General features: G+C 51.6%; 20 protein-coding genes and 1 tRNA gene. 17 read left to right on the top strand and 4 right to left on the bottom strand.

Annotation, left to right across the window (positions count from 1 at the left end):
• Positions 1-41: 41 nt before the first annotated feature.
• From mihF to HMPREF1255_RS02585, 11 genes are all read left to right on the top strand, one after another.
• On the top strand, positions 42-353 hold the full coding sequence (gene mihF / locus HMPREF1255_RS10025; protein WP_036916789.1) for an integration host factor, actinobacterial type: 312 nt from the start codon (positions 42-44) through the stop codon (positions 351-353).
• A gap of 51 nt (positions 354-404) precedes the next feature.
• Positions 405-971, top strand: coding sequence for a guanylate kinase (gene gmk / locus HMPREF1255_RS02630; RefSeq protein ID WP_024110674.1), 567 nt, complete (start codon positions 405-407; stop codon positions 969-971).
• 27 nt (positions 972-998) lie between these two features.
• Complete coding sequence (gene rpoZ / locus HMPREF1255_RS02625; RefSeq protein WP_024110691.1) at positions 999-1,337, top strand: DNA-directed RNA polymerase subunit omega; 339 nt, start codon at positions 999-1,001, stop codon at positions 1,335-1,337.
• Between the two features lie 18 nt (positions 1,338-1,355).
• Positions 1,356-2,573, top strand: a complete 1,218-nt coding sequence (coaBC, locus tag HMPREF1255_RS02620) for a bifunctional phosphopantothenoylcysteine decarboxylase/phosphopantothenate--cysteine ligase CoaBC (RefSeq protein WP_024110522.1) — start codon at positions 1,356-1,358, stop codon at positions 2,571-2,573.
• 9 nt (positions 2,574-2,582) lie between these two features.
• A complete protein-coding gene (gene metK / locus HMPREF1255_RS02615) occupies positions 2,583-3,770 on the top strand; it encodes a methionine adenosyltransferase (RefSeq protein WP_024110630.1) in 1,188 nt (395 codons plus the stop codon).
• Entirely contained in the window at positions 3,771-5,732 is a 1,962-nt protein-coding gene (locus HMPREF1255_RS02610) for a primosomal protein N' (RefSeq protein ID WP_024110563.1), read from the top strand. It begins immediately after the preceding gene.
• A gap of 83 nt (positions 5,733-5,815) precedes the next feature.
• A complete protein-coding gene (locus HMPREF1255_RS02605) occupies positions 5,816-7,084 on the top strand; it encodes an inorganic phosphate transporter (protein ID WP_024110955.1) in 1,269 nt (422 codons plus the stop codon).
• Positions 7,085-7,087: 3 nt separating this feature from the next.
• Positions 7,088-7,363, top strand: a complete 276-nt coding sequence (locus HMPREF1255_RS02600) for a hypothetical protein (protein ID WP_155948436.1) — start codon at positions 7,088-7,090, stop codon at positions 7,361-7,363.
• Positions 7,364-7,421: 58 nt separating this feature from the next.
• The gene (gene fmt, locus HMPREF1255_RS02595) at positions 7,422-8,348 is read left to right on the top strand and encodes a methionyl-tRNA formyltransferase (protein ID WP_016455982.1); all 927 of its coding nucleotides are present in this window, start codon (positions 7,422-7,424) and stop codon (positions 8,346-8,348) included.
• On the top strand, positions 8,332-9,693 hold the full coding sequence (locus HMPREF1255_RS02590) for an RsmB/NOP family class I SAM-dependent RNA methyltransferase (protein WP_024110738.1): 1,362 nt from the start codon (positions 8,332-8,334) through the stop codon (positions 9,691-9,693). Before fmt ends, HMPREF1255_RS02590 begins: the two co-directional genes overlap by 17 nt.
• A 33-nt stretch (positions 9,694-9,726) precedes the next feature.
• The gene (locus tag HMPREF1255_RS02585; RefSeq protein ID WP_016455984.1) at positions 9,727-10,596 is read left to right on the top strand and encodes a PAC2 family protein; all 870 of its coding nucleotides are present in this window, start codon (positions 9,727-9,729) and stop codon (positions 10,594-10,596) included.
• 5 nt (positions 10,597-10,601) lie between these two features.
• Here HMPREF1255_RS02585 and rpe read toward each other — a convergent pair whose 3' ends face one another.
• Entirely contained in the window at positions 10,602-11,258 is a 657-nt protein-coding gene (gene rpe / locus HMPREF1255_RS02580) for a ribulose-phosphate 3-epimerase (protein ID WP_016455985.1), read from the bottom strand.
• 62 nt (positions 11,259-11,320) lie between these two features.
• On the opposite strand from rpe, the gene metH reads away from it, so the two are divergent.
• The 6 genes from metH to HMPREF1255_RS02550 all read left to right on the top strand — a co-directional run bounded on the left by metH (position 11,321) and on the right by HMPREF1255_RS02550 (position 19,133).
• The gene (gene metH, locus HMPREF1255_RS02575; protein WP_024110622.1) at positions 11,321-14,788 is read left to right on the top strand and encodes a methionine synthase; all 3,468 of its coding nucleotides are present in this window, start codon (positions 11,321-11,323) and stop codon (positions 14,786-14,788) included.
• A gap of 81 nt (positions 14,789-14,869) precedes the next feature.
• The gene (locus HMPREF1255_RS02570; protein ID WP_016455987.1) at positions 14,870-15,967 is read left to right on the top strand and encodes a prephenate dehydrogenase; all 1,098 of its coding nucleotides are present in this window, start codon (positions 14,870-14,872) and stop codon (positions 15,965-15,967) included.
• Positions 15,960-16,622, top strand: a complete 663-nt coding sequence (cmk, locus tag HMPREF1255_RS02565) for a (d)CMP kinase (RefSeq protein ID WP_016455988.1) — start codon at positions 15,960-15,962, stop codon at positions 16,620-16,622. Before HMPREF1255_RS02570 ends, cmk begins: the two co-directional genes overlap by 8 nt.
• Before the next feature lie 42 nt (positions 16,623-16,664).
• Entirely contained in the window at positions 16,665-17,990 is a 1,326-nt protein-coding gene (gene der, locus HMPREF1255_RS02560; protein WP_016455989.1) for a ribosome biogenesis GTPase Der, read from the top strand.
• Positions 17,991-18,052: 62 nt separating this feature from the next.
• A tRNA-Pro gene (locus HMPREF1255_RS02555) sits at positions 18,053-18,126 on the top strand.
• Positions 18,127-18,338: 212 nt separating this feature from the next.
• Positions 18,339-19,133 (top strand): class I SAM-dependent methyltransferase, encoded by a 795-nt coding sequence (locus HMPREF1255_RS02550; RefSeq protein WP_016456129.1) that lies wholly within the window; start codon positions 18,339-18,341, stop codon positions 19,131-19,133.
• 25 nt (positions 19,134-19,158) lie between these two features.
• Here HMPREF1255_RS02550 and HMPREF1255_RS02545 read toward each other — a convergent pair whose 3' ends face one another.
• The 3 genes from HMPREF1255_RS02545 to aspA form a co-directional block, all read right to left on the bottom strand.
• Positions 19,159-20,403, bottom strand: a complete 1,245-nt coding sequence (locus HMPREF1255_RS02545) for an Nramp family divalent metal transporter (protein ID WP_016456130.1) — start codon at positions 20,401-20,403, stop codon at positions 19,159-19,161.
• Positions 20,404-20,796: 393 nt separating this feature from the next.
• The gene (locus HMPREF1255_RS02535; RefSeq protein ID WP_016456132.1) at positions 20,797-22,113 is read right to left on the bottom strand and encodes an amino acid permease; all 1,317 of its coding nucleotides are present in this window, start codon (positions 22,111-22,113) and stop codon (positions 20,797-20,799) included.
• Between the two features lie 148 nt (positions 22,114-22,261).
• Complete coding sequence (aspA, locus tag HMPREF1255_RS02530) at positions 22,262-23,707, bottom strand: aspartate ammonia-lyase (protein ID WP_036916988.1); 1,446 nt, start codon at positions 23,705-23,707, stop codon at positions 22,262-22,264.
• Between the last annotated feature and the right edge of the window lie 73 nt (positions 23,708-23,780).

Below are 23,780 nucleotides of genomic sequence, written 5' to 3'. Positions count from 1 at the left end.
CAAGAGGTTTGGCTTTAATCTTGTTCAATGGAGAGGATAAAGTGGCCGTTCCGAACTTAACTGATGAGCAGTTGCAAGCTGCACGCGCTGCTGCGACGAGAGCGCGTAGGGCTAGAGCGGAGCTCAAGAGGAAGCTCCGCGATGGTGAAATTAACCTGAGCGAGGCTCTCGGAGTATGCAAAAATGATGACAGCCTAGCGCACATTAGGGTAATCGATTTGCTTAAATCTTTACCGCGCGTTGGCCCAGTTACTGCCGCTAAAGCAATGGATCGACATGCAATTGCGGAAAATCGAAGGGTCAGAGGTTTAGGCCCTAACCAGATTGCGAGTTTGTCAAAAGAATTCGGATAAAGTGCCTAGTCAGTTCGTGTTTAATTATTTTGACGTGGCGTATTTATAAACATGTCTAAAGTTTTTGTTATTTGCGGTCCTGCTGGTGTCGGTAAAGGAACCGTTGTATCAAATTTAATGGCTAGGTATCCCGATCTCTTTTTATCAATTTCAATGACTACACGGCCTCCTCGTACCGGGGAGACCAACGGGATTCATTACCACTTCGTGGATGATAAAAAATTCGATGAGCTAGTAAATAACGATGGGCTACTTGAGTGGGCTCGCGTCCATAAGAAGTATCGTTATGGAACTCCACGTGGACCTGTCGAAAAAGCGGTGGCTGACGGAAACATCGCCCTGTTAGAGATTGATCTGCAGGGTGCTCGCCAAGTTCGTAAGACAATGCCTGACGCGTTCCAAATTTTTTTGGCTCCGCCTAGCTGGGACGAACTTGTGAGCAGACTAGCCGGTAGGGGCACTGAATCTGCAGAGGAACAAGCGAGACGACTCCAGAGCGCGAAGACCGAATTGGCCGCGGCAGATGAATTTGACGCTGTTGTTGTCAATGATGAAATCGACCGTACAGTTGATCAACTGGTAGAGTTAATGGGGCTGCCTACAGCAGCTGATTACTAAACCCTAGATTTCTAAAAGAGGCTTGTGTTGAGCACTGACATTCCTGAAGGCATCACTAATCCGCCGGTTGACGATCTGCTTGAGCGTGTCGACTCTAAGTATCGTCTGGTTCTTTTTGCGGCTAAACGTGCTCGCCAGATCAACGCTTACTACTCTCAGCTAGGCGAAGGTCTTCTCGAAAACGTTGGCCCGCTTGTCGAGACTTATCCGCAGGAAAAACCCCTGTCGATCGGTTTGCGCGAGATTCAAGCTGGTCAGCTCGAGTATGAGGAAATTGATCCTCTCGCCGCAGCAGCGTCTCAGGACGATTCTGTAAATCCGGAATTCAATTTCGAGGATCCTTTCGGCGATATCGATCCCGCTTAAGCGTTAGAGGTACTCAAAATGCGTGTGGTGCTTGGCGTCACCGGATGTATCGCTGCTTACAAATCAACCGAGATCGTTAGACGGCTCCGTGAGAGGGGCGCTGACGTCACGGTTGTCGCCACAGAGGCGGCTCTAAAATTTGTCGGCGAGACTACCTGGGAAGCTCTATCTGGAAACGCCGTCTACTCCGGCGTCTTTAAAGACGTACCCGGTGTGGCTCATGTCCGGCTCGGCACTAGTGCGGATCTAGTCATCGTTGCACCTGCTACTGCAGATTTCTTGTCGAGGGCTGCAAGCGGTAGGGCGGATGACATGTTGACTTCGATTCTCCTCACTACTCAAGCACCCGTTTTGCTGTGCCCAGCGATGCATACTCAGATGTGGGAGCACCCGGCAACAGTAGAGAACGTAAAAACTCTGCGTTCTAGGGGAGTAGTGGTTAAGGAACCAGCCAGTGGTCGTTTGACCGGTAGGGACTCAGGCGCTGGGCGTTTCCCAGATCCTAATGAGATCGTCGAGGCGGCCGCTCTTTTTCTTGAGCATCCGGACGCAGCTCGAAGTGCTGCTGAACAAGATCTCGTGGGGAAGAGGATTTTGGTCAGCGCTGGAGGAACCCAAGAACCGATTGATCCAGTTCGCTACATAGGAAACCGAAGCAGCGGAAAAATGGGCTACGCGATCGCGAAGGCAGCTAGGCTTCGGGGCGCAGAAACAACTCTGGTTTCGGCAAATACGAGTTTGCCTGATCCGGCCGCAACTACTGTGGAGAATGTAGTCACCACCGGCGATATGAACGCAAAAATGCAGTCGCTTCTGCCCTCGAATGATATTGCGATCATGGCGGCCGCTCCTGCAGATTTTTCTGTGGTTGAAGCCAGCTCAAAAAAGATTAAAAAAGATGGCGATCAGGGGATCAGCCTCAGCCTCCAGCAGACCGAAGATATCCTTGCTGGATTGGTGGAAGCTAAAGAACCTGAGCAATTGGTCGTTGGTTTTGCTGCTGAGACAGCTTCTAATCATGATGAATTACTAGAGCTGGGTAAGGCGAAACTTCAGCGAAAAGGCGCTGATCTCTTGGTCTTGAACAACGTTTCTGATGGAAATGTGTTCGGCAAGGACTCAAACGAGGTAATAATTATTAATTCTGAAGGTGTGCTCGCAGAAAGTCAGGGCGAAAAAATGTCAGTGGCTTGGGCGATCATAGAAGCTATAAAGAAACACACCGAAAATAACTAGGAGAACTGGATGCGAACCTTCACTTCGGAATCTGTTACCGAAGGCCATCCTGACAAGGTAGCTGATTCAATTGCTGATGCCGTGTTGGACGGCATGCTCTTAGAAGATGCGAACACTAGGGCAGCTATTGAAGTGATGGTTGCTAATGGAGTGGTTGTTGTCGCTGGAGAAGCCAGCACCGAAGCCTACGTTGACATCGCTCAGCTAGTCAGGGAGCGGTTACTGAAGATCGGCTATGACTCTGCTCTGAAAGGTATAGATGGCGCATCTTGTGGCGTCATGGTTTCGTTGAATAAGCAGTCTCCGGACATCGCCCAGGGCGTTGACGACTCTTGGGAGATCAGAAACGGCCTCGCGGTTGATGATCTCGATCGCCAAGGTGCTGGCGACCAGGGGATGATGTTCGGTTACGCATGCGACGAGACTCCTGAGCTAATGCCGCTGCCAATTATGCTTGCCCATAGACTGGCGTACCGGCTGACTGAAGTTCGTAAGAATGGCGAGCTCGACTATCTTCGTCCCGATGGTAAAACGCAGGTAAGCATCGATTACGTGGACGGCTTCCCCACGAACGTGAACACGGTAGTGGTTTCGACACAGCACTCTCCGGATGTAGATCTTGAAAAAGTTCTAGCTCCAGAGATTGAGCGTTACGTCATTCGCCCAGTTTTGGAAGAAAATGGTTTTGGTGGCAAGGCCCCTCTTCTACTGATTAACCCGACTGGACGTTTCGTTACAGGTGGCCCGGCGGGTGACGCGGGACTTACGGGCAGGAAGATCATCGTCGACACGTACGGCGGAATGGCTCGTCATGGCGGTGGCGCTTTCAGCGGTAAGGACCCCTCTAAGGTAGATCGCTCTGCAGCTTATGCTGCTCGTTGGGTGGCTAAGAATGTTGTTAGTTCCGGTCTTGCTTCAAAGTGCGAAGTCCAGTTGAGCTACGCCATCGGTAAGGCTCGTCTGACCAGCGTCTATGTAGATACTTTTGGCACGAGTTCTGTCCCTGAAGAGCAGATTGCCTCAGCGGTTAACGAGCTTTTTGATCTGCGTCCTGCTGCGATCGTTGAGAATCTCGCAATGAGGTCGCCGATCTACTCTAATTTCACTTGCTACGGTCACTTCGGTGTGAAGCGCCCAGGTATGGCTTGGGAGGAGACCGGCCTAGCTGACAAGCTTGCCAATATGGTTAGAGGCTAAATGAGCATTGCCAGGGTTTTAGTTGACGTTTCGCTGCCTCATTTGGATCGGCTTTTCGACTATTCGGTTCCAAATAAATACGAGGAGTCAGTCAAACCTGGCGTTCGTGTCAGAGTCAGATTTTCGGGCCGCCTTGTCGATGGCTATGTCATTGAACTCGCCGATAAGGCGGCTCCTGGAATAAAACCAGCTCCGCTAAGCACAATTGTTTCCTCGGAGCAGGTCTTAAGCCCCGAACAATATGAGCTAGCTAGGGCAGTAGCAGTTCATTACGGAGGTGTGCTAGCAGACGTAATTCGTCTTGCAGTTGTGCCAAGGCACGCAACGACTGAAAAGGCTGCACAAAGGCAATGGCCGGCACCAAAAACGAACGGGATCCCTTCCGGTGGGCTGTTAGAGATGCCGGCAGGAGCAGAATTTTTGCAGAGACTTCGGGAAGGCAACCGTCTTCGAGCTCACTGGCTGGCCTCGCCGGTTTTTAGGCCAGAAAATGACTGGATCACTGGTTTTATCCAGGCGATTGCCGCGACTCTAGAAACGGGCCGTGGAGTCATAGTTGTCGTTCCCGATGCTAAAGATGTTGAACGGCTCAGGCAGCGGATGGCCAAAATTGTCGGTACAGGCGCAATCGCGCAGCTTCATTCGAATCTTGGTAAATCTGCTAGGTACCGAAATTATCTTGCTGTTTCTAGGGGACAGGCGAAGATAGTCATAGGCACTCGAGCGTGCGTCTATGCGCCGATGCACGATCTAGGGTTGATATGTCTTTGGGACGATGGCGATGATTTGCTTAGAGAGCAAAGAGCGCCGTACCCTCACGCCAGAGATGTCGCTGCGCTTCGAGCTAACTTGGAAAATTGCGCACTGCTTTTTGCCTCGCATGCTCGTACAGCCGAGATGCAGGCGTGGCTGAATCGTGGCTGGCTCATAGGGATAGAACGAGACCCAGGTGCCACTAGAAAAATTTCACCGGCTGTGCGAGCCGCAGTCGATTCTGACATTGCCTTAGAGCGGGACCCTGCTGCTCGATTGGCGAGGATCCCACTGAGAGCGGTGGAGACTATAAGGATCGGTTTGACTAGTGGGCCAGTGCTAGTACAAGTTGCGAGAGCTGGTTACCTGCCTACGCTCATTTGCGATAACTGTCGTCAGATGGTCCGCTGCTTCAAGTGCAATGGTCCGGTTGGTATGAAAGTTTCGCCTAACGCCGGTAGGCAGCTTGTTTGTAGCTGGTGTGCCACATTGATTCTCGGCTGGAAGTGCCCTAATTGTCATTCCACTAGGCTGAGGGCTCCTGCCGCTGGGTCAGCGCGTACCGCTGAGGAGTTGGGCAGAGCTTTTCCCGGACATCGAATTATTTCTAGCTCTGGCAATCGAATCATCGAAAGCGTGGATGAAAATCCGTCGATAGTTGTTGCTACGCCAGGGGCAGAACCGGTAGCGGAATTTGGTTATTCAGCCGCCGTCCTTCTGGACGGCGACCGAATGCTTTCTAGACCAGATCTACGAGCCGGAGAGGAAACTTTAAGAAGATGGCTCAACGCGGTATCACTAGTCAGGCAGGCAGCCGACGGTGGCACTGTCTGCGTCGTAGGGGAAAACAGCGATAGGGCGGTGCAGTCGCTCGTTCAGTTGGACCCCGCGAAGTTTGCAGTTCGCGAATTCCGAGATCGAGTCGAGGCTGGTTTCCCGCCGGCTAAAAAGATGGTTCGTATACAAGGTTCTAACGAAGCGGTCTCTGATTTCGCTAAGCATCTGCCCGTTAGCGGAGAAACTGTAATGCTGGGGCCTGTACCGCTGCAGCAAGAAAAGCTATCTGATGAGCAACTATCTAGTTTGCTAATCAGCGCACCGCTCACAGCGGCTGGAGAGTTAGTCAAAAATGTCAAAGCCACCGCTGCGGCAAGATCAGCGAAGAAGCAGCCTGCGGTGCGAGTAGAAGTTGATCCTGAAGACCTTTAGCTCTGATGCTTGTCGGGGCTATATTGGCTGAAAAGTATTCACTCGAATGTAACCTTTTATTAATATTTGTATAACATGAAATTGTGCTCACCGATCACGTGCTTCTGCTGCTGGTAATTGTTACCGCTCTAGGCTTCGATTTCACTAATGGCTTCCACGACACAGCCAACGCGATGGCCACCTCGATCGCCACTAAAGCGTTACGGCCAAAGCAGGCAATCACACTTTGCGCGGTTTTAAACTTGATCGGAGCGTTCCTTTCAGTGGAGGTGGCATTGACGGTCACTAACGCTGTAATTAACATTCAAAATCCTGACGGAACACCGCGTGCTGATCTAACCGGAGACAATGGGACCGCGTTGCTGCTGATCCTTTTAGCCGGTTTGGTGGGGGGCGTCGTATGGAATATTTTCACTTGGCTACGAGGCCTACCATCTAGCTCTTCTCACGCTCTGTTCGGCGGTCTAGTTGGAGCCGCAGTAGCAGGTTTAGGATTCGGAGGAGTCAAGTGGATTGGTGAGAACGGAACCATCGATGGCGTCATTGGCAAGGTCGTTGTCCCGGGTCTTATTTCTCCATTAGTAGCAATTATCATCACCTCAATCAGCGTGAGGTTGGTCTTCAAGGTTGTAGAGGGCGCGGCTAAGCGATACGTGGATGCGGGGTTCAGGTGGGCTCAGATCGGCAGCGCGGCGCTTGTTTCTCTTTCGCACGGCACAAACGACGCCCAAAAGACGATGGGCGTCATCACGCTTGCATTGATCGGTTCGGGAGCCTGGCATCAGACGGACGCCATACCGATTTGGGTAAAGATCCTTTGTGCTCTCGCTATAGCAAGCGGCACCTACGTAGGCGGCTGGCGAATTATTCGCACTCTTGGTAAGGGTTTGGTTGAGATTACCCCTGCTCAAGGATTCTCTGCTGAATGCGCATCCGCTGCGGTAATTTTGGCCTCGAGTCACTGGGGCTTCGCGCTTTCCACGACTCACGTAGCAACTGGTTCAATTTTGGGCTCTGGAGTTGGAAGGCCAGGTGCAAAAGTTAGATGGTCGCTTGCCGCGAGAATGTTTGTCGCATGGGCAACCACCCTTCCGTGCGCCGCACTTATCGGTGCTTTCGCTTGGTACATAGGTTACTTCGTTGGTGCTGTTACGGGCGGCATTCTGATATTTCTGATCATGGTTGGCCTAGCTTTTGGAATGTACAAACTTTCGCACGCAACAAGGGTCGACCCGAGCAACGTAAATGACGAGTGGTCTGATAATCGCAACATTGAGCCAAACGATGAAATCGATTTTGCAGATGAAAACGATGTTTTCGCTAAGCGAACCTCGGCAGGTGAACAGAAATGATTGTTGAGTTTTCTGATAAACATCGTTCGAGAATTCGCCCTCGTCCTAATAGTTGGCCTGGTCCTTGGTGCAGGCCTACCAGTTCTATATTCGGTTGGTATCCGACTGCTTGCCTGGGGAGCCGGGGCAGAGCGCGGCGACACCCCTGAGCATCCTGGGCCTAAACACAAAGCAGGACGGGTTCTCGCCTACATTATTTTTACTGTGGTAGGTCTGACCGTACTGCTAGGAATTAGCGTCATCGTCCTATCCGGATTTGGCCTCAAACTAGGTTTTTGACCGCTTAGGTAGGGGATCCAATTCACTATTTGCCTCGGCTAGGACTATCGTTGAATTGGTGAGGATAGTTTTTGCTGGCACCCCGTCGGTGGCCGTCCCAAGTTTAGCTGCGCTGGCTAAGGCCGGCCACGAAATAGCGGCAGTTGTCACTCGTCCAGATGCCACGACAGGCCGTGGGAAGAAGCTCACCGCCTCTCCCGTTGCCGAGATGGCGGAAGAAATGGGCGTAGACGTCATTAAGATCGACCGTTCAAGTCCAGAGTTTGTTGAAAAATTGCGTGCACTCAAACCGGATGTTTGCCCGGTTGTTGCTTTTGGCGCGTTACTGCCTCAAGAGGTTTTAGACATCCCCAAATACGGGTGGATCAATCTGCACTTTTCTAAGCTCCCAGCTTGGAGGGGGGCGGCTCCTGTACAGAGAGCTTTGATGGCAGGAGAAACAGAAATTGGGGCAACAACATTCAGGCTAGTTAAGCAGCTAGACGCAGGCCCGGTTTATCGTCAAATATCGCATCACGTTGGTCCGCTGGATGTCGCCGGCGACGTGCTTAAGGCACTTTCTATCAGTGGAGCAAGCCTTATGGTCCGGACTATCGATGAAATCGCCGCAGGAAAGGAACCAAAGCCTCAGCCGCCGGGGGAAACGTCCTACGCAAAGAAGATCAGCTCTTCTGAAGTGAGAATCGATTGGAAGCGGCCTGCAGCTGAAATCTGCAATATAGTCCGCGGAGCTAGCCCTGCCCCCGGAGCTTGGTGCCAGCTGAATGGCGCTCGTTTTAAGATTCTACTGGCTAGCCCCGATGAGGCACCTGTCCAGCTTGAGCCAGGACAGATGTTTGCTGACCGAAAGCATCTTTGGGTGGGCGCTAAGGATGGCGAGTTGGAGTTGTTGAAGGTGCAGGCTGCCGGCAAGAAGCCGATGAGCGGCGCTGACTGGGCTCGTGGTATACCCAAGGATGAACTGGAAAATGTCAGGCTCGTATAAATCTCGACACCGTCGGATAGATTTGCCTCGGCGTGTCGCCTACGAGGTTCTCGAGGAGATTAACGCAGACGGTGCTTACGCAAACCTGGCCTTAAACAAAAGGCTTTCGAGCAGTGGGCTAAGCGGCAAGGATGCGGCGTTCGTCACCGAGTTGGTGGCTGGCACTTGTCGTATGCAAGGCACGTACGACGAGATAATCGAGTTCGTAAGCGGTAGAGATCTTTACGATCTGCAGCCCGAAGTGGTCGATATCCTTCGCCTAGCTTGTCACCAGGCGTTCAAGATGCGCACGCCATCGCACGCTACAGTCGCAACTTCCGTCGACCTAGCAGGCATCGTTGTTGGTGAGCGAGTTACTGGCTTAGTCAACGCAATTGTTCGTAAGCTTTGTCGAGTCTCCTTTGCTGAGGTCGTAGCAGAAATATCCCAGGACTTTGATGATCTTGATTCGCTAGGTTTCAAACACGCTCATCCAAGATGGATTGTAGATTCGCTACTTTCGGCATTGGGCGAAGAGCCAGACCTTGAGGAGCTAGAGAATTGGCTTGAGGCCGATAACGAGCCAACTATTCCCATGCTTGTAGCTAGGCCAGGTTTGTGCGAAAGGGAAGATCTTTCTGGCGCCAGCCCCGCTAGGTATTCTCCTTGGGCGGCAAGCAGACCGGGTAACCCTAGCGAGCTTTCTCTCGTAAGAAGCGGCAAGGCTGCGGTGCAAGACGAAGGTAGTCAATTAGTTGTTCTTGCCGCCTCCCGAGCAGCTAACGCTTCGGGAGTCTGGCTAGATATGTGCTCAGGACCAGGTGGTAAATCCGCCTTGCTTAGGGGCTTGGCGCCTAAAACGCTGGTTTCAGCAGAATTACACGAGCATCGCGCTGGCCTAGTTCGCTCTGCGTTGCGGGCGTACAAAGACCGTTGGCAAGTAATCGTCGCAGACGGGCGTTATCCGTCATGGAAACCTGCTGCCTTCTCTTTAGTCTTAGCCGATGTTCCTTGCACGGGCCTTGGCGCATTACGCAGAAGACCCGAGGCACGCTGGAGACGCACAAGGGAAGATCTGGCGGAGCTGGCCCCTCTTCAGAAACAATTACTCGAAACCGCTCTTAGCTCAGTATCTCCGGGCGGGGTAGTGGCGTACGTAACCTGCTCTCCACATCCGCAGGAGACCGTAGAAATAGTCCGCAACCTTCCCGAAGGCTACGAGCTTCTCGATGCTCCAGATTTATTACCAGAGGTTCCCGAAGCTAAAAGCAGGCTGAATTCCAAATGCATCCAGCTCTTCCCGCACATTCACGGAACGGATGCTATGTTCGCTGCACTGATCCGTAGGCTAGACGAAGAGTCGTAACCAGCTTGGTGTGTTTGCATAGAATTGAAAATCATGGCGTTGAAATTTGGTTTTGACGATCTCGACTCGTTGGGGTTGCGCTCTCCTGCGCTCATCGCTGCATTTAGTGGCTGGAACGATGCAGCGGAGGCAGCTAGCGACGTTCTCAATCATTTATCTGAGACCTACAAGGATACTTCCACGATTTGTCAGATTGACGGCGAGGATTTCTACGATTACCAAGTTAACCGCCCTAAGGTCGTGCGTGGTCCGGAAGGTGCCGCAACGATTTGGCCCGAAACAACTTTTCAGCTTGTTCGTACCCGGTTCAGGGATTTAATTCTTCTCGGTGGGCCGGAGCCAAACTTCAAATGGAAAACGTTCCTGAAGCAAGTGATGGAGAAAGTCGAGAGCTTGCATCCAAGCCAGGCAGTCATACTGGGAGCCATGCTCACGGATTCGCCGCATTCAAGGCCGTTGCCTGTTCGCGTCTACAGTGATGACGCGGCTCTGCGAGATCGTCTTCGCTGTGAGGAGCCTACCTATGAGGGCCCAACGGGTATCCCAGGCATTTTACGTAGTAGCTTGCAGGCGGCTGGTATCCCAACCGTTTCGATGTGGGTATCCGTTCCGCATTATGTCGCTACGTCACCGAACCCAAAAGCGACTTTGGCTTTGATTCGCAAGATTTCTGACGCGCTAGACATTTGTCTAGACGAAGCTGAGTTGCCTAAAAAAGCAGTCCAATGGGAAAGAAACGTTGAGATTGCCGCCGGCAGCGACCCAGACATTAGGGAATACGTGGATCGCTTGGAAGATCTTAAAGATACTGAAGACCTCAAAGAAAACACCGGCGACGAAATCGCCGATGAACTAGAACGGTTTTTGCGCCACCGCGACCAAAACGGCCACGGTGGCGACTAAAAGAATTACTTAACTGCTTCTTCTGCCTTCTGGCGCAGGTCGTTTACCATCTTGTCTGGGTCGTCTGCCTTGTAGACGGCGGATCCAGCTACGAAGGTATCTGCGCCCGCTTCAGCGCAACGCTCGATCGTTTCGAGCGAAACTCCGCCGTCGACCTGGATCCAGATTTCTTTACCTGCTGCCTCTACCAACTTTCGAGTTCGGCGAATCTTGGGGAGAACCAGATCTAAGAACTTTTGGCCTCCGAATCCTGGTTCAACTGTCATGAGCAGGATCATGTCTAGTTCATTGATCATGTCGGCATACGGTTCGATGGGAGTGGCGGGCTTCAACGCCATCGAAACTCGGGCTCCCTCTTTTCTGATTTCCCGAGCCAACCTAATCGGGGCGTTTGAAGCCTCAACGTGAAAAGTGACTGATTCACAGCCCGCCTCAGCGAAAGCCGGAGCCCAGGTGTCCGGATTATCAATCATTAGGTGAATATCCATGGGCAGGTCGGTGTGATCCCTCAGCGCCTCAACCACTGGCAGCCCCAGGGTCATGTTAGGAACGAAGTGGTTATCCATCACGTCAACGTGAACGCCATCAGCGCTAGGAATGCGGGCAACCTCGCCGGCAATGTTAGCTAGATCTGCATTTAGAATGCTGGGTGTAATACGCATGTGTTAACTCTAATGCCAAACGCATTAGTAAGCCGCTTGGGCGGCCAACTAGTCTAGTTGGCGTGCGTTTATCTGATGTTTTATTCAGCAAAGTTCTGCTAGCCGATGGAGCGATGGGGACGATGCTGCAAGCTGCAGACATCAAACCTGAGGATTTTGAAGGACTCGAGGGCTGCAATGAGGTGCTTAACCGCACCCGACCCGATGTAGTTAAGGACATTCATCGTGCCTATTTCGAGGCAGGAAGCGATCTGGTTGAGACCAACTCTTTCGGCACGAACTTGGCTGCACTCGCCGAATATGGAATCGAAGACCAGATAGACGATCTGGCATTTCGTGCGGCGAAACTAGCCAGAGAAACAGCTGACGAATTTTCGACGGAGCAGTGGCCGAGATTCGTTTTGGGTAGTGTCGGGCCTGGCACTAAGTTGCCCACGCTTGGACAAATCGATTTCACTGATATGCGTGACGCTTATTACACGCAGATATCTGCGATGATTCGAGGCGGTATCGACGCGGTCCAGATCGAGACCGCGCAGGATCTTCTTCAGGCTAAGGCAGCTGTCATCGCAGCTAAACGCGCAAGGTCGGACGCAAACATTGACCTCCCAATTTTTGTTTCCGTAACAGTCGAGACCACTGGAACTATGCTTCTTGGATCTGAGATTGGTGCCGCACTATGCGCTCTCGAACCGCTTGGCGTCGACATTCTCGGATTGAACTGTGCTACTGGGCCCACAGAGATGAGGGAATATCTTCGCTACCTATCTAGAAACTCGAAGATGGGTGTTTCTGCAATGCCTAACGCGGGTCTTCCACAGTTGACATCACAAGGAGCGGTATACGATCTTACTCCCGATCAGCTTTCGAAAGCCCTTAGCGAATTTATTGCCGAAGACGGTTTGTGCCTGGTCGGTGGATGCTGCGGCACCACACCCGAGCACATTCGAATGGTTCGTGAGGCCATTGGTGATAACCACCCGTTAAAAGACCGAGTAGTAAAGAAAATAAACTCGGTTTCATCTCTTTACTCTGACGTTCCGCTTAAGCAGGATACTAGCTACCTCACAATTGGCGAGCGTACGAATGCCAACGGTTCGAAGGCGTTTAGAGAGGCGATGCTGGAGGGCAATTGGGACGAGTGCCTAGACATCGCCAGGGGACAGCTGCGTCAGGGGGCGCACGTTCTTGACCTGTGCGTCGACTACGTGGGTCGCGATGGATCGCAAGATATGTCTTACGGTGCAGCCAAATTCGCCACGTCCGTCACACTGCCGTTGATGCTGGACTCCACCGAGCCCGCAGTAATTGAAGCGGGGCTGAATAAACTTGCTGGACGATGCATCGTAAACTCTGTTAACTACGAAGACGGCGATGGCCCGGATTCTCGTTTTAACAAAATGATGAAGCTGGTCAGCGAACACGGTTCGGCCGTGGTTGCGCTGACCATTGATGAAACCGGTCAGGCGAGAACCGCAGACCATAAGGTCGAGGTTGCAGAGCGACTGATTAAAGATCTGACGGAAAACTGGGGGATGGATGAGGGAGATATCCTTGTCGACTGCCTTACATTCCCGATTGCGACAGGTGCCGACGAAACCCGTCGCGATGGCATCGAAACCATCGAGGCCATTCGGCGGCTAAAAGAATCTCATCCGCGAGTAGGCACTACTCTTGGCCTTTCAAACATCAGTTTCGGTCTGAACCCCGCTGCCCGAGTCGTGCTGAATAGTGTGTTTTTAGATGAATGCGTCAAGGCAGGGCTGGATTCTGCGATCGTTTCCGTCGCAAAAATTATGCCGTTAGATCAGATCGAGCCGCGTCAGGTCGAAGTGGCATTAGACCTCATATATGACCGACGCAAAGATGGTTACGATCCTCTAAGCGAGATGCTGACGCTATTCGAGAACGTCTCTAAGGCAGACGTTAAAGCTGAGCGTGAAGCAAAGCTGAGCTCCATGCCGCTGAACGAACGGCTTGGGCAGAGAATCATCGATGGCAACGATATGGGTCTCGAGGATGACCTCGACCTTGCCATGAAAGAAAAAGAACCCATTGAAATCATCAATGAGGACCTTCTTTCGGGGATGAAAACCGTTGGTGAATTATTCGGCGCGGGAAAGATGCAGCTTCCATTCGTTCTAGCGGCAGCTGAAACCATGAAGAGAGCTGTAGCGTATCTTGAACCGCACATGACATCGGACGAGCAGGCGACCTCGAAAGGAACGCTTGTACTAGCAACGGTTAAAGGCGATGTACACGACATTGGTAAGAACCTTGTTGACATCATCGTGAGCAATAACGGATACACCGTAGTCAATCTAGGCATTAAGCAACCTATTTCCTCAATCGTCGAGGCTGCTGAAAAGCACCACGCAGATGCAATCGGCATGAGCGGATTGCTCGTTAAGTCGACAATGGTGATGCGAGACAATCTAGAAGAGTTGAATGTTAGAGGACTTTCTAAGTATCCGGTGATTCTTGGTGGAGCAGCGCTGACTCGAACGTTCGTTGACGAAGATCTGACCGCTTTGTACAAGGGCACCGTTAAGTACGCCAAGGACGCGTTTGAGGGTCTGACTCTGATGAACACCATCATGGACATCAAGGCTGGAAAACCTGGTGCGGAGCTGCCCGAGCCTAGGAAACGGCGAGTGAAAAAGGTAGCTAAGAAGAATACCGAGCATTCAACCGAACGCTCAGAGGTAGCCCGCGGCGTCCCTGTCCCTGAACCTCCGTTCTATGGCAATCGTGTTCTAAAAGGGATGACGCTTTCAGACGTTGCCGAATGGCTTGACGAGAAGGCAACGCTCATGGGCCGCTGGGGCCTGCGAGGAACCAAAGACGGGATGACCTATGAGCAGCTAGCTCAGAGTGAGGGGCGGCCTCGGCTCAGGGGACTTTTGGAAACTCTGCAGTCAGAAAAGCTTCTCGACTTCGGCGTCGTATACGGCTATTACCCGTGTTTTTCAGAGGGCGAAGATCTGATCGTTTGCGATCCAGATACCAAGAATGAACTTTTCACTTGGACATTTCCTCGCCAAAACGGTAATCGCAGATTGTGCATTCCGGATTTCTTTCGCGATAGGCAAGAAGCTGAAGAGCAAGGTCTAGACGTAATCGGTCTTCAGATAGTTACCATCGGAAGCAAGGTCAGCGAAAAGACGGCCGAGATGTACGCAAAAAATGAGTACCGCGCATATCTGGAGATGCACGGACTTTCCTGTCAGCTTGCAGAAGCACTTGCCGAATGGACTCACCATCGGATCCGTCAGGAACTAGGAATTGCTGGTGAGGACGGGGAAATCGAAGCCCAGGTAGCTAAGCAGGCTTACCAGGGAAGCCGATATAGCTTCGGCTATGGCGCATGCCCAGATTTGCATATGCGAAGGCAAATCGTCGATGCGCTAGACGCCGAACGAATTGGTGTTCACCTATCTGAGGAGTACCAGCTGGATCCTGAACAATCCACAGATGCATTTGTTGTGCACCACAAAGAGGCTAAGTATTTCTCCACTATGAAGGACTGATCGGAGGTTCTGACAGCCGTTTGTCCCACTTGCCCGGACGTGAAAACCTCCGTCAGGGCTTGCGACTAAGCTTTGATCACGATGGATACGAAAGAATTATCTGAACCGAGCTTCGCGGAAATTTCGCCGACCGTAATTGTCGGCGCCGGTTTAATCGGAGCTTCGATAGGTTGCGCTTTGATGTCGAGGGGTGTGAAGGTTCACCTCCGTGATTCCTCAACGGCTAATGCGCAGATCGCTGCAGCTCGCGGTGCAGGAGTTTTGGAGAGACCGGTTCAAGATGAAGTTCGACTGGTCGTGGTGGCTACACCCCCACAGGACGTTTCAGAGGTTGTTCGTATCTCTCTTAAAGAATTCCCAAATGCCGTAGTGACGGATGTAGCGTCCATCAAAAAGCAAATTGAAAAAGAGCTTGATGGCAGCACAGACCAAGAGCGTTACATCGGCTCGCATCCAATGGCAGGATCCGCTCATACTGGACCGCTAACCGCAACGTCCGATCTTTTTGAAGATCGGACGTGGGTAGTCACGGCTTCCTATGGCAACCCCGATTGGGTAGTGAGACGCGCTTTCATGCTTGGCACCGCTGCAGGCGCACGCACGGTTACTCGCAGCGCGACGGAACACGATCGTGCGGTTGCCGAAATCAGTCATGTTCCTCAAATAATGAGTTCTTTGACAGCGGCTCGCCTCACGGACGTTCCCTCAGAAGATTTGCAATTGGCGGGCCAGGGAGTCAGAGATGTAACGCGGATCGCTGGTTCGGACCCAGAACTTTGGTCACAAATTATCGCTGCCAATACAGAAGAGATTCGCAATCAGTTGATTAAGGTGCAAAAAGACCTGTCGAGGCTAATCGAGAATCTGGACGATCCTCGGATCGTCACAGACTTGCTTTCACGTGGACGTCAGGGCAGGAAGGCTCTTCCTGCTAGGGCTGGCAAGTCTCCTGACCAGTTGGTCACTGTCACGGCAGAGATTCCTGATAAGCCTGGTGCAATGGCTAACATGTTTAGAGTTGCTGAAGAGGCCGGAGTGAACATCGAAGACATTTCGATGGAGCACGATGTACACAGGAACTTTGGTTTCTTAAGGATCCAGGTAGCAATCGAGCAAGCCGATATCTTACGCTCTGCTCTGCGCCAGCATTGGGAAGAAGGCAGACTCTCTTATGACTAATTTGGTTATTGCCATGGATGGGCCAAGCGGCTCGGGAAAATCTTCAACTTCTAAAGGCGTAGCCGAAAAACTAGGGCTTGATTACTTGGACACCGGTTCGATGTACCGTGCGTTCACTCTGTACGGTCTCGAAAATAACGTCGAAGCTGATGATGAAAAGCAGGTTCAGGAGGCTATTGAGAAAATCGTTCTCGAGCTCATCACTGATCCGAAAGATTTCAGAGTTCGGCTAAACGGTAAAGACGTGACGGCTAAGCTCCATTCACCCGATATTTCGGGGTCAGTTTCAAAATATGCCCGCATCCAGCCCATTCGCGACTTTTTGACTGCCCAGATGCGTGAGACCATCAAGAACTCCGGCAGGATTGTAGTGGAGGGTAGGGACATTACGACTGTCGTGGCTCCCGATGCTCAGTTGCGTGTTCTTCTTGTCGCGGATCCGCAGAAACGGGTGGCTAGGCGTGCGGCCCAGGTTGCTGAGGCAGCTGATCTAGAGACCGTCACTGAGCAGGTGATTGGGCGCGACGAAGCTGACTCGAAGGTGAATGAGTTTATAAAACCGGCACCTGGCGTTGAGCTTCTAGACAATTCTGACCTCAGCCTCCAAGAAGTAATCGAAAAGGTTATTTCTCTGGTTCCCGGAGATTTGCTCTAAATTTCTTTGTTCAGCTTTGGACATGTCGGCTAGCCTGAATAGGTGAGTGAAAATGTTCCTAGCCGTCCGGTAGTTGCTGTCGTTGGTCGCCCTAACGTCGGCAAATCGACTCTTGTCAACCGAATTCTTGGCAGGCGCGAAGCTGTGGTCCAAGATACCCCGGGTGTTACTCGTGACAGGGTCAGCTACGACGCTAACTGGAACGGCCGTGATTTCATATTGGTTGATACCGGTGGCTGGGCCCAGGACGCAACAGGAATGGCTGCCCGCATCTCTGAGCAAGCGGAAATCGCTATTTCGCTTGCCGATGCAGTTCTTTTTGTCGTGGATGCCACGGTCGGCATCACCGATGACGACGAAGCAGTCGTAAAAATTCTTCGCAGGTCGAAAAAGCCAGTTGTATTGGCAGCGAACAAGGTTGATGACTCCAGGGGAGAGGCGGATGCACTTTCACTATGGAATCTTGGTTTGGGGCAGCCATGGCCAGTGAGCGCTTTCCACGGCAGGGGTAGCGGCGACTTACTTGATGCACTTGTAGAGATACTTCCAGAACAGAGCGAGCATGAAGAAGAAATTGGCGGGCCTCGCAGGGTAGCCATCGTAGGTAAACCAAATGTCGGTAAGAGTTCGCTGTTGAACAAACTTGCTGGGCAGCATCGCTCTGTCGTGAGTGACGTATCCGGAACGACCGTAGACCCCGTTGACGAACTAGTAGATATCGACGGCACCCCATACCGTTTAATCGATACGGCTGGTATTCGCAAACGCGTTAAAGAGGCTTCCGGGAGCGAGTATTACGCCTTTCTTAGGACGCAAGCAGCCATCGAACGTGCGGAATGCTGCATTGTGGTTATTGACGGCAGCCAGCCCGTGACTGAGCAAGATCTTAAGATCTTGTCCAGCGTCGAGGAATCTGGCCGTTCTCTAGTTCTTGCCTTCAACAAATGGGACATTACTGATGAGGAGCGACGCTTCTATTTAGATCGGGAAATCGAGCGCGACCTGAATGCGTGGTCATGGGCTCCCCAGGTCAACATCTCTGCTCTAACAGGTAGGGGGGTGCAGCGACTCAGCAAGGCAATCGAAAAGTCTCTTGAGGGCTGGGACACTCGCGTATCGACTGGTCAACTCAATTCTTTCCTAGGTCGAGTTGTTGCCGCTCATCCTCACCCTGTTCGTGGTGGAAAGCAACCGAGAATCCTTTTCGCGACACAGCCAATGAGCCGACCGCCTTCGTTTGTTTTGTTTACCACCGGAGACATGGACGCGAGCTATGTTCGCTTCATGGAGCGCAGGCTAAGAGAAGAATTTGGCTTTGAGGGGAGCCCTGTACCCATCAGCGTGCGGCCTAGAGCGAAGCGTAAGTAGTTCGCTTTGTAAAAAGCGTATTGGATACGCTATTCTTCTCTATTGGGTCACAAACGACCCGGCGGGCTGTGGCGCAGCTTGGTAGCGCACTTGACTGGGGGTCAAGGGGTCGCAGGTTCAAATCCTGTCAGCCCGACAAGGCATAATGCCTAGTCAGAGGCGGTTTTGAAACCTCTAATTCATCTTTTGAAACGTTAGAGAAACTAGATTCTCTAAATTTTTTGTGCTGGCGATTTTTTGCAGCTGTATAGTTCGCTGGCTTTAGAAGGCACTCGGAAATAGGAAACGAGCGCGTTAAACTTATTGCTTAACCTGGAACTTCAGATTAATTTGTTGGTGATTTAGGCAATGACAAAAATCGTTGATTTCGGGCGTCTTTGGAAAGAAGACCTTGCGGCAGACAAAAATCGTAGAGTCGCCGAGCCCGATGATCTTCGTTTCTGGGCAAAAAACTCGTCAAGCTACAATCAGCGCGCAGGCAATCCTGCTGAGCATGTAAACACTCTTGCGTATCTTCGAACCGTCATTAAACCGGGAACTAGCGTCTTAGACATCGGCACAGGTACGGGGAGGATAGCTCTCGACCTTGCAGAACACGGTTGTAAAGTTACGGCGCTTGATGCATCTATTGACATGCTTGAAGTAGCTGAGGCCGAAGCTAAACAACGAGGACTGAAAATAGAATTCGTACATTCTTCTTGGCCGATAAGGCTAGAAAAGAGTTTTGAATACACCGTAGCCTCGTGGTCGCTATATAGGCAGAGGGATCTTTTAGGGGCTTTAAGAGCGATGGTCGAGCAGACCAGAAGCATCGCTTTCGCTATTGACACCACGGGCGCACCGAACGTTTTGGACGAAGCTATCGCTATCTCTCAAGGCAAAGAGCCCGAACCTACTCAGGCTAGAACTCTGCTGTTAGCCGGCGGATTTGCCCAATTAGGAATTCCAGTGGGAATCGAACTAATTACCGAAAAGCGAAAGGTTACAGCCAATCAGCTAGCAACGCTTTTGAAAGATTCCCAGAAACTTCTATCTGATCGAGCAAAAGAATACCTGGATAGAAATGCGCAGATTACACAAGAAGGCTGGCTATACCCAAGGACTAGGGGAGTGGTATACGCAAAAATACCAAGACGAAACTAGGCACTTTGAACTAATTCTTCCGGCCTCAAGCGTCCACGCCTAGAAAAGTCAACAAAATAAGTGCGGCGTTCAAAGCTACGATCAAAAACACAATCACATTCATCGCCCACTTGGTTCCGTTGCTATCTGCGGTCGTGCCCATAAGTTCTTTGTTCCGCGTGTAAGCAGCAAGAGGAATGATAGCTAGCGGGATGCCGAAGGAGAGCGCGACTTGGGAAATAACCAATGCCCAGGTCGGGTTTGGGTATAGCCAAAGAATAAGTAACGCAGGTATCAGAGTGACAATGCGTCGAAGAAAAATCGGAACCCTGACGTGAAGGAGCCCGTCCATGATCTCGGAACCCGCGTAGGAGCCAACTGATGTGGAGGCGAGTCCGGAAGCAAGAAGACCGATCGCGAAAATCACTCCAATAACGGGGCCGAGAGTTGATTCAATTGCGTGATGCGCACCCTCAATCGAGTCGGTGCCAGTCTGGCCATAAAGCGCCGATGCCGCTAATAGCAGCAATGCGATGTTAACCGCCCCGGCTATTATCAGCGCATAAACAACGTCATGGCGACTAGCTCGGAGAAGATGAGGCAAGTCTTGCTTTGCACGTCTCGAAAAACGATGGTTAACCAGAGATGAGTGTAGATAAATCGCGTGCGGCATCACGGTGGCTCCCAGCATGGACGCCGCAATCAAAACCGTTTCAGTGCCCTGGAATCTAGGCACGAGACCGCCGATCATGCCCACCGGATCCGGAGGCTTAATAAAAAGTCCAGCAACAAAACCAAGTGTGATTATCGCCAATAAAGCGATAACTATCGCCTCGAATTGGCGCTGGCGTTTTTCGTTTTGAAAGATAAGGAGCGTAAGAGATACTCCGCCTACGATGGCACCGCCCACGAGAAGTGGAAGATCAAATAGTAGCTGGAGGGCTATCGCTCCTCCGATGACTTCAGCCAGATCGGTGGCGGCAGCAATTATTTCTGCCTGAATCCAAAACGAGATCCTGCTTTTCTTAGACAGTCTCTGCCCCAACAGCTGGGGGAGCGACATGCCAGTAACCAACCCAAGCTTCGCGCTTTGATATTGAATCAAAACAGCCATAGCGTTTGCCAATACCAAAACCCACACCAATAGGTATGCGTATCTGGCTCCAGCAGTAATATTTGCTGCAACATTTCCAGGATCGACGTATGCGACCGCTGCCACAAAGGCAGGGCCCAACATTGGGCCCACGCTCTTCTTGACAGCGGTCTTTGCGTCCGGGGAGACGTCTTCCATTAGTAGCCTCATAGATTTAGTTAGATGATTCAAAAAATAAAGTTCGGCAAATCGAAAGTATAAGACCATAGTCTTTTTATTCAAGAATCACTATTTAAATCTGAAGCTATTTGGCTCCGGCTATCCTTATTAGTTTGGCGAGCTCCTCACTCCAAAAGACAGTCGGTGCCATAGCTATCGACGCCCAGAGCCACTTGTTCGAGAAGAATCCAACCAGTCGCACTGATCCAACGCGCCTCTGCTTCTTCGCTGGATAATCCTTACTCAAGATTGATATTGAACTCTGCGGCAAGATCAACCATGCTGAAAAGTGTCGGTTGAGCATATCAACCCTAAGGGATCAAAAAGTAGGAACGCCGAAAAGAACTTCCCAATCAGGATCGTTGGAAAACTTTAGTTTTTTAGCTTTCGTCTTGTCTTTATCTCATAAGAGACCAGAAGTATCAGGAGCCATACTGGTCCGACGATCACCGCCATCCGATAACCCTCCGACATCGCCATCAGAACAACGATCAGGCCGAGGAATGCCAGTACGCCAAACGTAGTAAACAGTCCACCCGGCAGCTTGAACGTCAGCTTGCTGGCCGCCTCTGGGCCAATCCGCTTGCGAAACTTAGCCTGGGTAATCATGATCATCGACCAGTTAATGATGCCTGCGATCACCGCCACTGACATCATGTACTTGAACGCGAACTCTGGCCACTGGAATACCACGACCACCGCGATAACGGTGATCAGCGAGGACGTCAGCACGCCGGCCCAGGGAACACCATTGCGCGATAGCTTCGTCAGATACTTAGGCGCGTTGCCCTGCGAAGCCAGCGAGTAAAGCATCCTGCCATTGGAGTAGAGACCGGAGTTGTAGACGCTGAGCACCGCAGTGATGACCACGAAGTTGAGGATGTGCGCGGCCCCGCCGATACCGACGTTGTCGAAGATCTGCACGAACGGGCTCATCTTGCCGTCGATGGTTCGCCAGGGGATGACCGCCATGATGATCGTGATGGCACCGATGTAGAAAATCAGGATCCTCCAGATCACGCCGTTGATGGCCTTTGGCAGCGAACGCTTGGGGTCAACCGCCTCGCCGGCGGTAATGCCGATCAGCTCCAGACCGCCGAATGAGAACATGACCGGGGGCAGCGCAGCGATGAGTCCGACAAGGCCAAACGGGGCAAACCCGCCGTCTGCAATCAGGTTGCTGAACGATGGGGGAGAAAGCTCCGGGTTGTTAGTGATGCCAAAAATAATCACGATCAAGCCGAGCACGATCATGCCGACAACGGCGATCACTTTGATGATCGCGAACCAGAACTCGAACTCACCGTAGGCACGAACGCCGATCAAGTTCGCGGTGGTAATCGCGACGATAAAGAACGCAGCCGAGGCCCAGTGCGGCACCTGGGGAAGCCAGTAGTTGATGTACAGGCCGACCACACTGAGCTCGGCCATCGCGACCGCGATGTAATTGAACCAGTAGTTCCAGCCCGAGACGAAACCGGCTCGCTGGCTCCAGTTTTGATAGGCGTAGTGGCTGAATGCACCCGAGTTCGGATCATCAACCGACATCTCGCCCATCGCACGGACTACCAGGTAGATCGCAGCGCCGCACAGCAGATAGGCGATCAGAACTACAGGGCCAGCTAGTTGAATCGAGTCAGCAGAGCCGTAGAAAAGTCCTGTTCCGATCGCACCGCCTAGGGCGATCATTTGAATATGTCGATTTTTTAATCCTCGCTTTAGCGCAGACGGACTTTCTTTTTGCACAAGATCTCCAAAGTTAGACGTAATAGGTGGATTAGAAAATTTCACCTACGCCATCGAAACGGGTCAAAGCTCGTCAAAACCGATGCATTAATCAGCATTCGGGTAATCCCTTTTCATCGTCTTCGTAAGTCTTGCCAAAGTAGTGGTCCTTCTTGAGTGCATCCTCGCTCAGGTAAATATCAGCTTGCTCTTCTGTGATCAGGCCAAGTTCTATGGCAATCTCACGAACTGTTTTACCATTTTGAGCAGCAGTCTTACCGATCAAGTCTCCGTTTGCGTGCCCAATAACCTCGTTTAGATAGGTGACGATGCCAATTGAGCTCATCACTTGGTCGTAAGCATGCTTTTTGTTGGCAGTAATGCCCTCAATGCATTTTTTGCCGAGTGCGTCTACGGCACGGGTCAGGAGACTGAGAGACTCGAACAGCGATTGTGCTATCACCGGCTCCATGACGTTGAGTTGAAGCTGGCCCGCCTCAGCGGCAATGGTGACAGTCACATCGTTGCCAATTACTTTGAAACAAACCTGATTGACCACTTCGGGAATGACAGGGTTAACTTTAGCGGGCATAATCGAAGAACCTGCTGCTCGCTCGGGCAAGTTTATCTCGTTTATGCCGGCCCGTGGACCGCTCGATAGCAACCTCAAATCGGAGCAGATCTTAGAAAGCTTCGTAGCGAAACGTTTGATGGCTGAGTGCATCAATACGTAGGAACCTGTGTCGGAGGTTGCTTCGATTAGATCGGGAGCGCTGGTAACTGGAAGACCGGTTACCTCTGCTAGTTTCTCAGCGGCTTTTTCCGCGAAACCCACAGGGGTATTAAGCCCTGTACCAATGGCGGTACCTCCGAGGTTCACGCTGAGCATGTTGTTTGCGCAGCGACGAACGATGTCGCTTTCCACTCGAAGGTTGCTTGCGAACCCGTGGAATTCCTGGCCTAGGGTCATGGGCACTGCGTCCTGAAGCTGGGTACGTCCCATCTTCAAAACATCTTTGAACTCATCTGCCTTCTCGAGAATCAAAACATTTAACTTATCGATTTCTTCCGCAAGTTGTTGGGCTAGAGCATAGGCAGCAAGTTTAAGTCCAGTCGGGTATGCATCATTTGTGGACTGCGACTTATTGACATGGTCGTTGGGGTTAATGACGTCGTAACGGCCCTTCTCGAAACCAGCCCTCTCAAGGGCGAGGTTAGCGATGACCTCGTTGGTGTTCATGTTGGTGGAAGTTCCGGCACCACCCTGGAACAAGTCGCTAGGGAACTGATCCATGGCCTTTCCGGTTTCGAGAATTTCGTCGCAGGCGCTAATTATCGCTTGAGCGATGTCGTGGGGGAGGACCTTTAGTTCCTCGTTGGCCATAGCGCAAGCTTTTTTAACCTGTACCATGCCTCTGACGAACTCGGGAACATCGGAAATGGTTCTCCCAGAAATCTGATAGTTCTCGATTGCTCGGACCGTGTGTACTCCGTAGTAAGCATCCGCAGGTACTTCAATTGTGCCCAGCAGATCAGTTTCGCTACGAGTATCAGCCATTTTCGACTCCCTAATCAGAAAAAGCTTCATCCATCATGGTAACCAGCCGCGAAACAAGATAATAACTATCTCA

The sequence above is a fragment of the Propionimicrobium sp. BV2F7 genome, from assembly GCF_000510445.1.
Classification (GTDB): Bacteria; Actinomycetota; Actinomycetes; order Propionibacteriales; family Propionibacteriaceae; genus Propionimicrobium; species Propionimicrobium lymphophilum.
The sequence above is the reverse complement of the archived record's forward strand: the minus strand, read 5'-3'. Positions and strand labels throughout refer to the sequence as shown.

Coding starts and splice junctions, on each gene's coding strand:
- HMPREF1255_RS02585 (WP_016455984.1), top strand. CDS start 9,727: ATGGCGTTGAAATTTGGTTTTGACGATCTCGACTCGTTGGGGTTGCGC.
- HMPREF1255_RS02610 (WP_024110563.1), top strand. CDS start 3,771: ATGAGCATTGCCAGGGTTTTAGTTGACGTTTCGCTGCCTCATTTGGAT.
- rpe (WP_016455985.1), bottom strand. CDS start 11,258: ATGCGTATTACACCCAGCATTCTAAATGCAGATCTAGCTAACATTGCC.
- HMPREF1255_RS02590 (WP_024110738.1), top strand. CDS start 8,332: ATGTCAGGCTCGTATAAATCTCGACACCGTCGGATAGATTTGCCTCGG.
- HMPREF1255_RS02550 (WP_016456129.1), top strand. CDS start 18,339: ATGACAAAAATCGTTGATTTCGGGCGTCTTTGGAAAGAAGACCTTGCG.
- gmk (WP_024110674.1), top strand. CDS start 405: ATGTCTAAAGTTTTTGTTATTTGCGGTCCTGCTGGTGTCGGTAAAGGA.
- HMPREF1255_RS02535 (WP_016456132.1), bottom strand. CDS start 22,113: ATGATCGCCCTAGGCGGTGCGATCGGAACAGGACTTTTCTACGGCTCT.
- HMPREF1255_RS02570 (WP_016455987.1), top strand. CDS start 14,870: ATGGATACGAAAGAATTATCTGAACCGAGCTTCGCGGAAATTTCGCCG.
- metK (WP_024110630.1), top strand. CDS start 2,583: ATGCGAACCTTCACTTCGGAATCTGTTACCGAAGGCCATCCTGACAAG.
- aspA (WP_036916988.1), bottom strand. CDS start 23,707: ATGGCTGATACTCGTAGCGAAACTGATCTGCTGGGCACAATTGAAGTA.
- coaBC (WP_024110522.1), top strand. CDS start 1,356: ATGCGTGTGGTGCTTGGCGTCACCGGATGTATCGCTGCTTACAAATCA.
- cmk (WP_016455988.1), top strand. CDS start 15,960: ATGACTAATTTGGTTATTGCCATGGATGGGCCAAGCGGCTCGGGAAAA.
- HMPREF1255_RS02545 (WP_016456130.1), bottom strand. CDS start 20,403: ATGGAAGACGTCTCCCCGGACGCAAAGACCGCTGTCAAGAAGAGCGTG.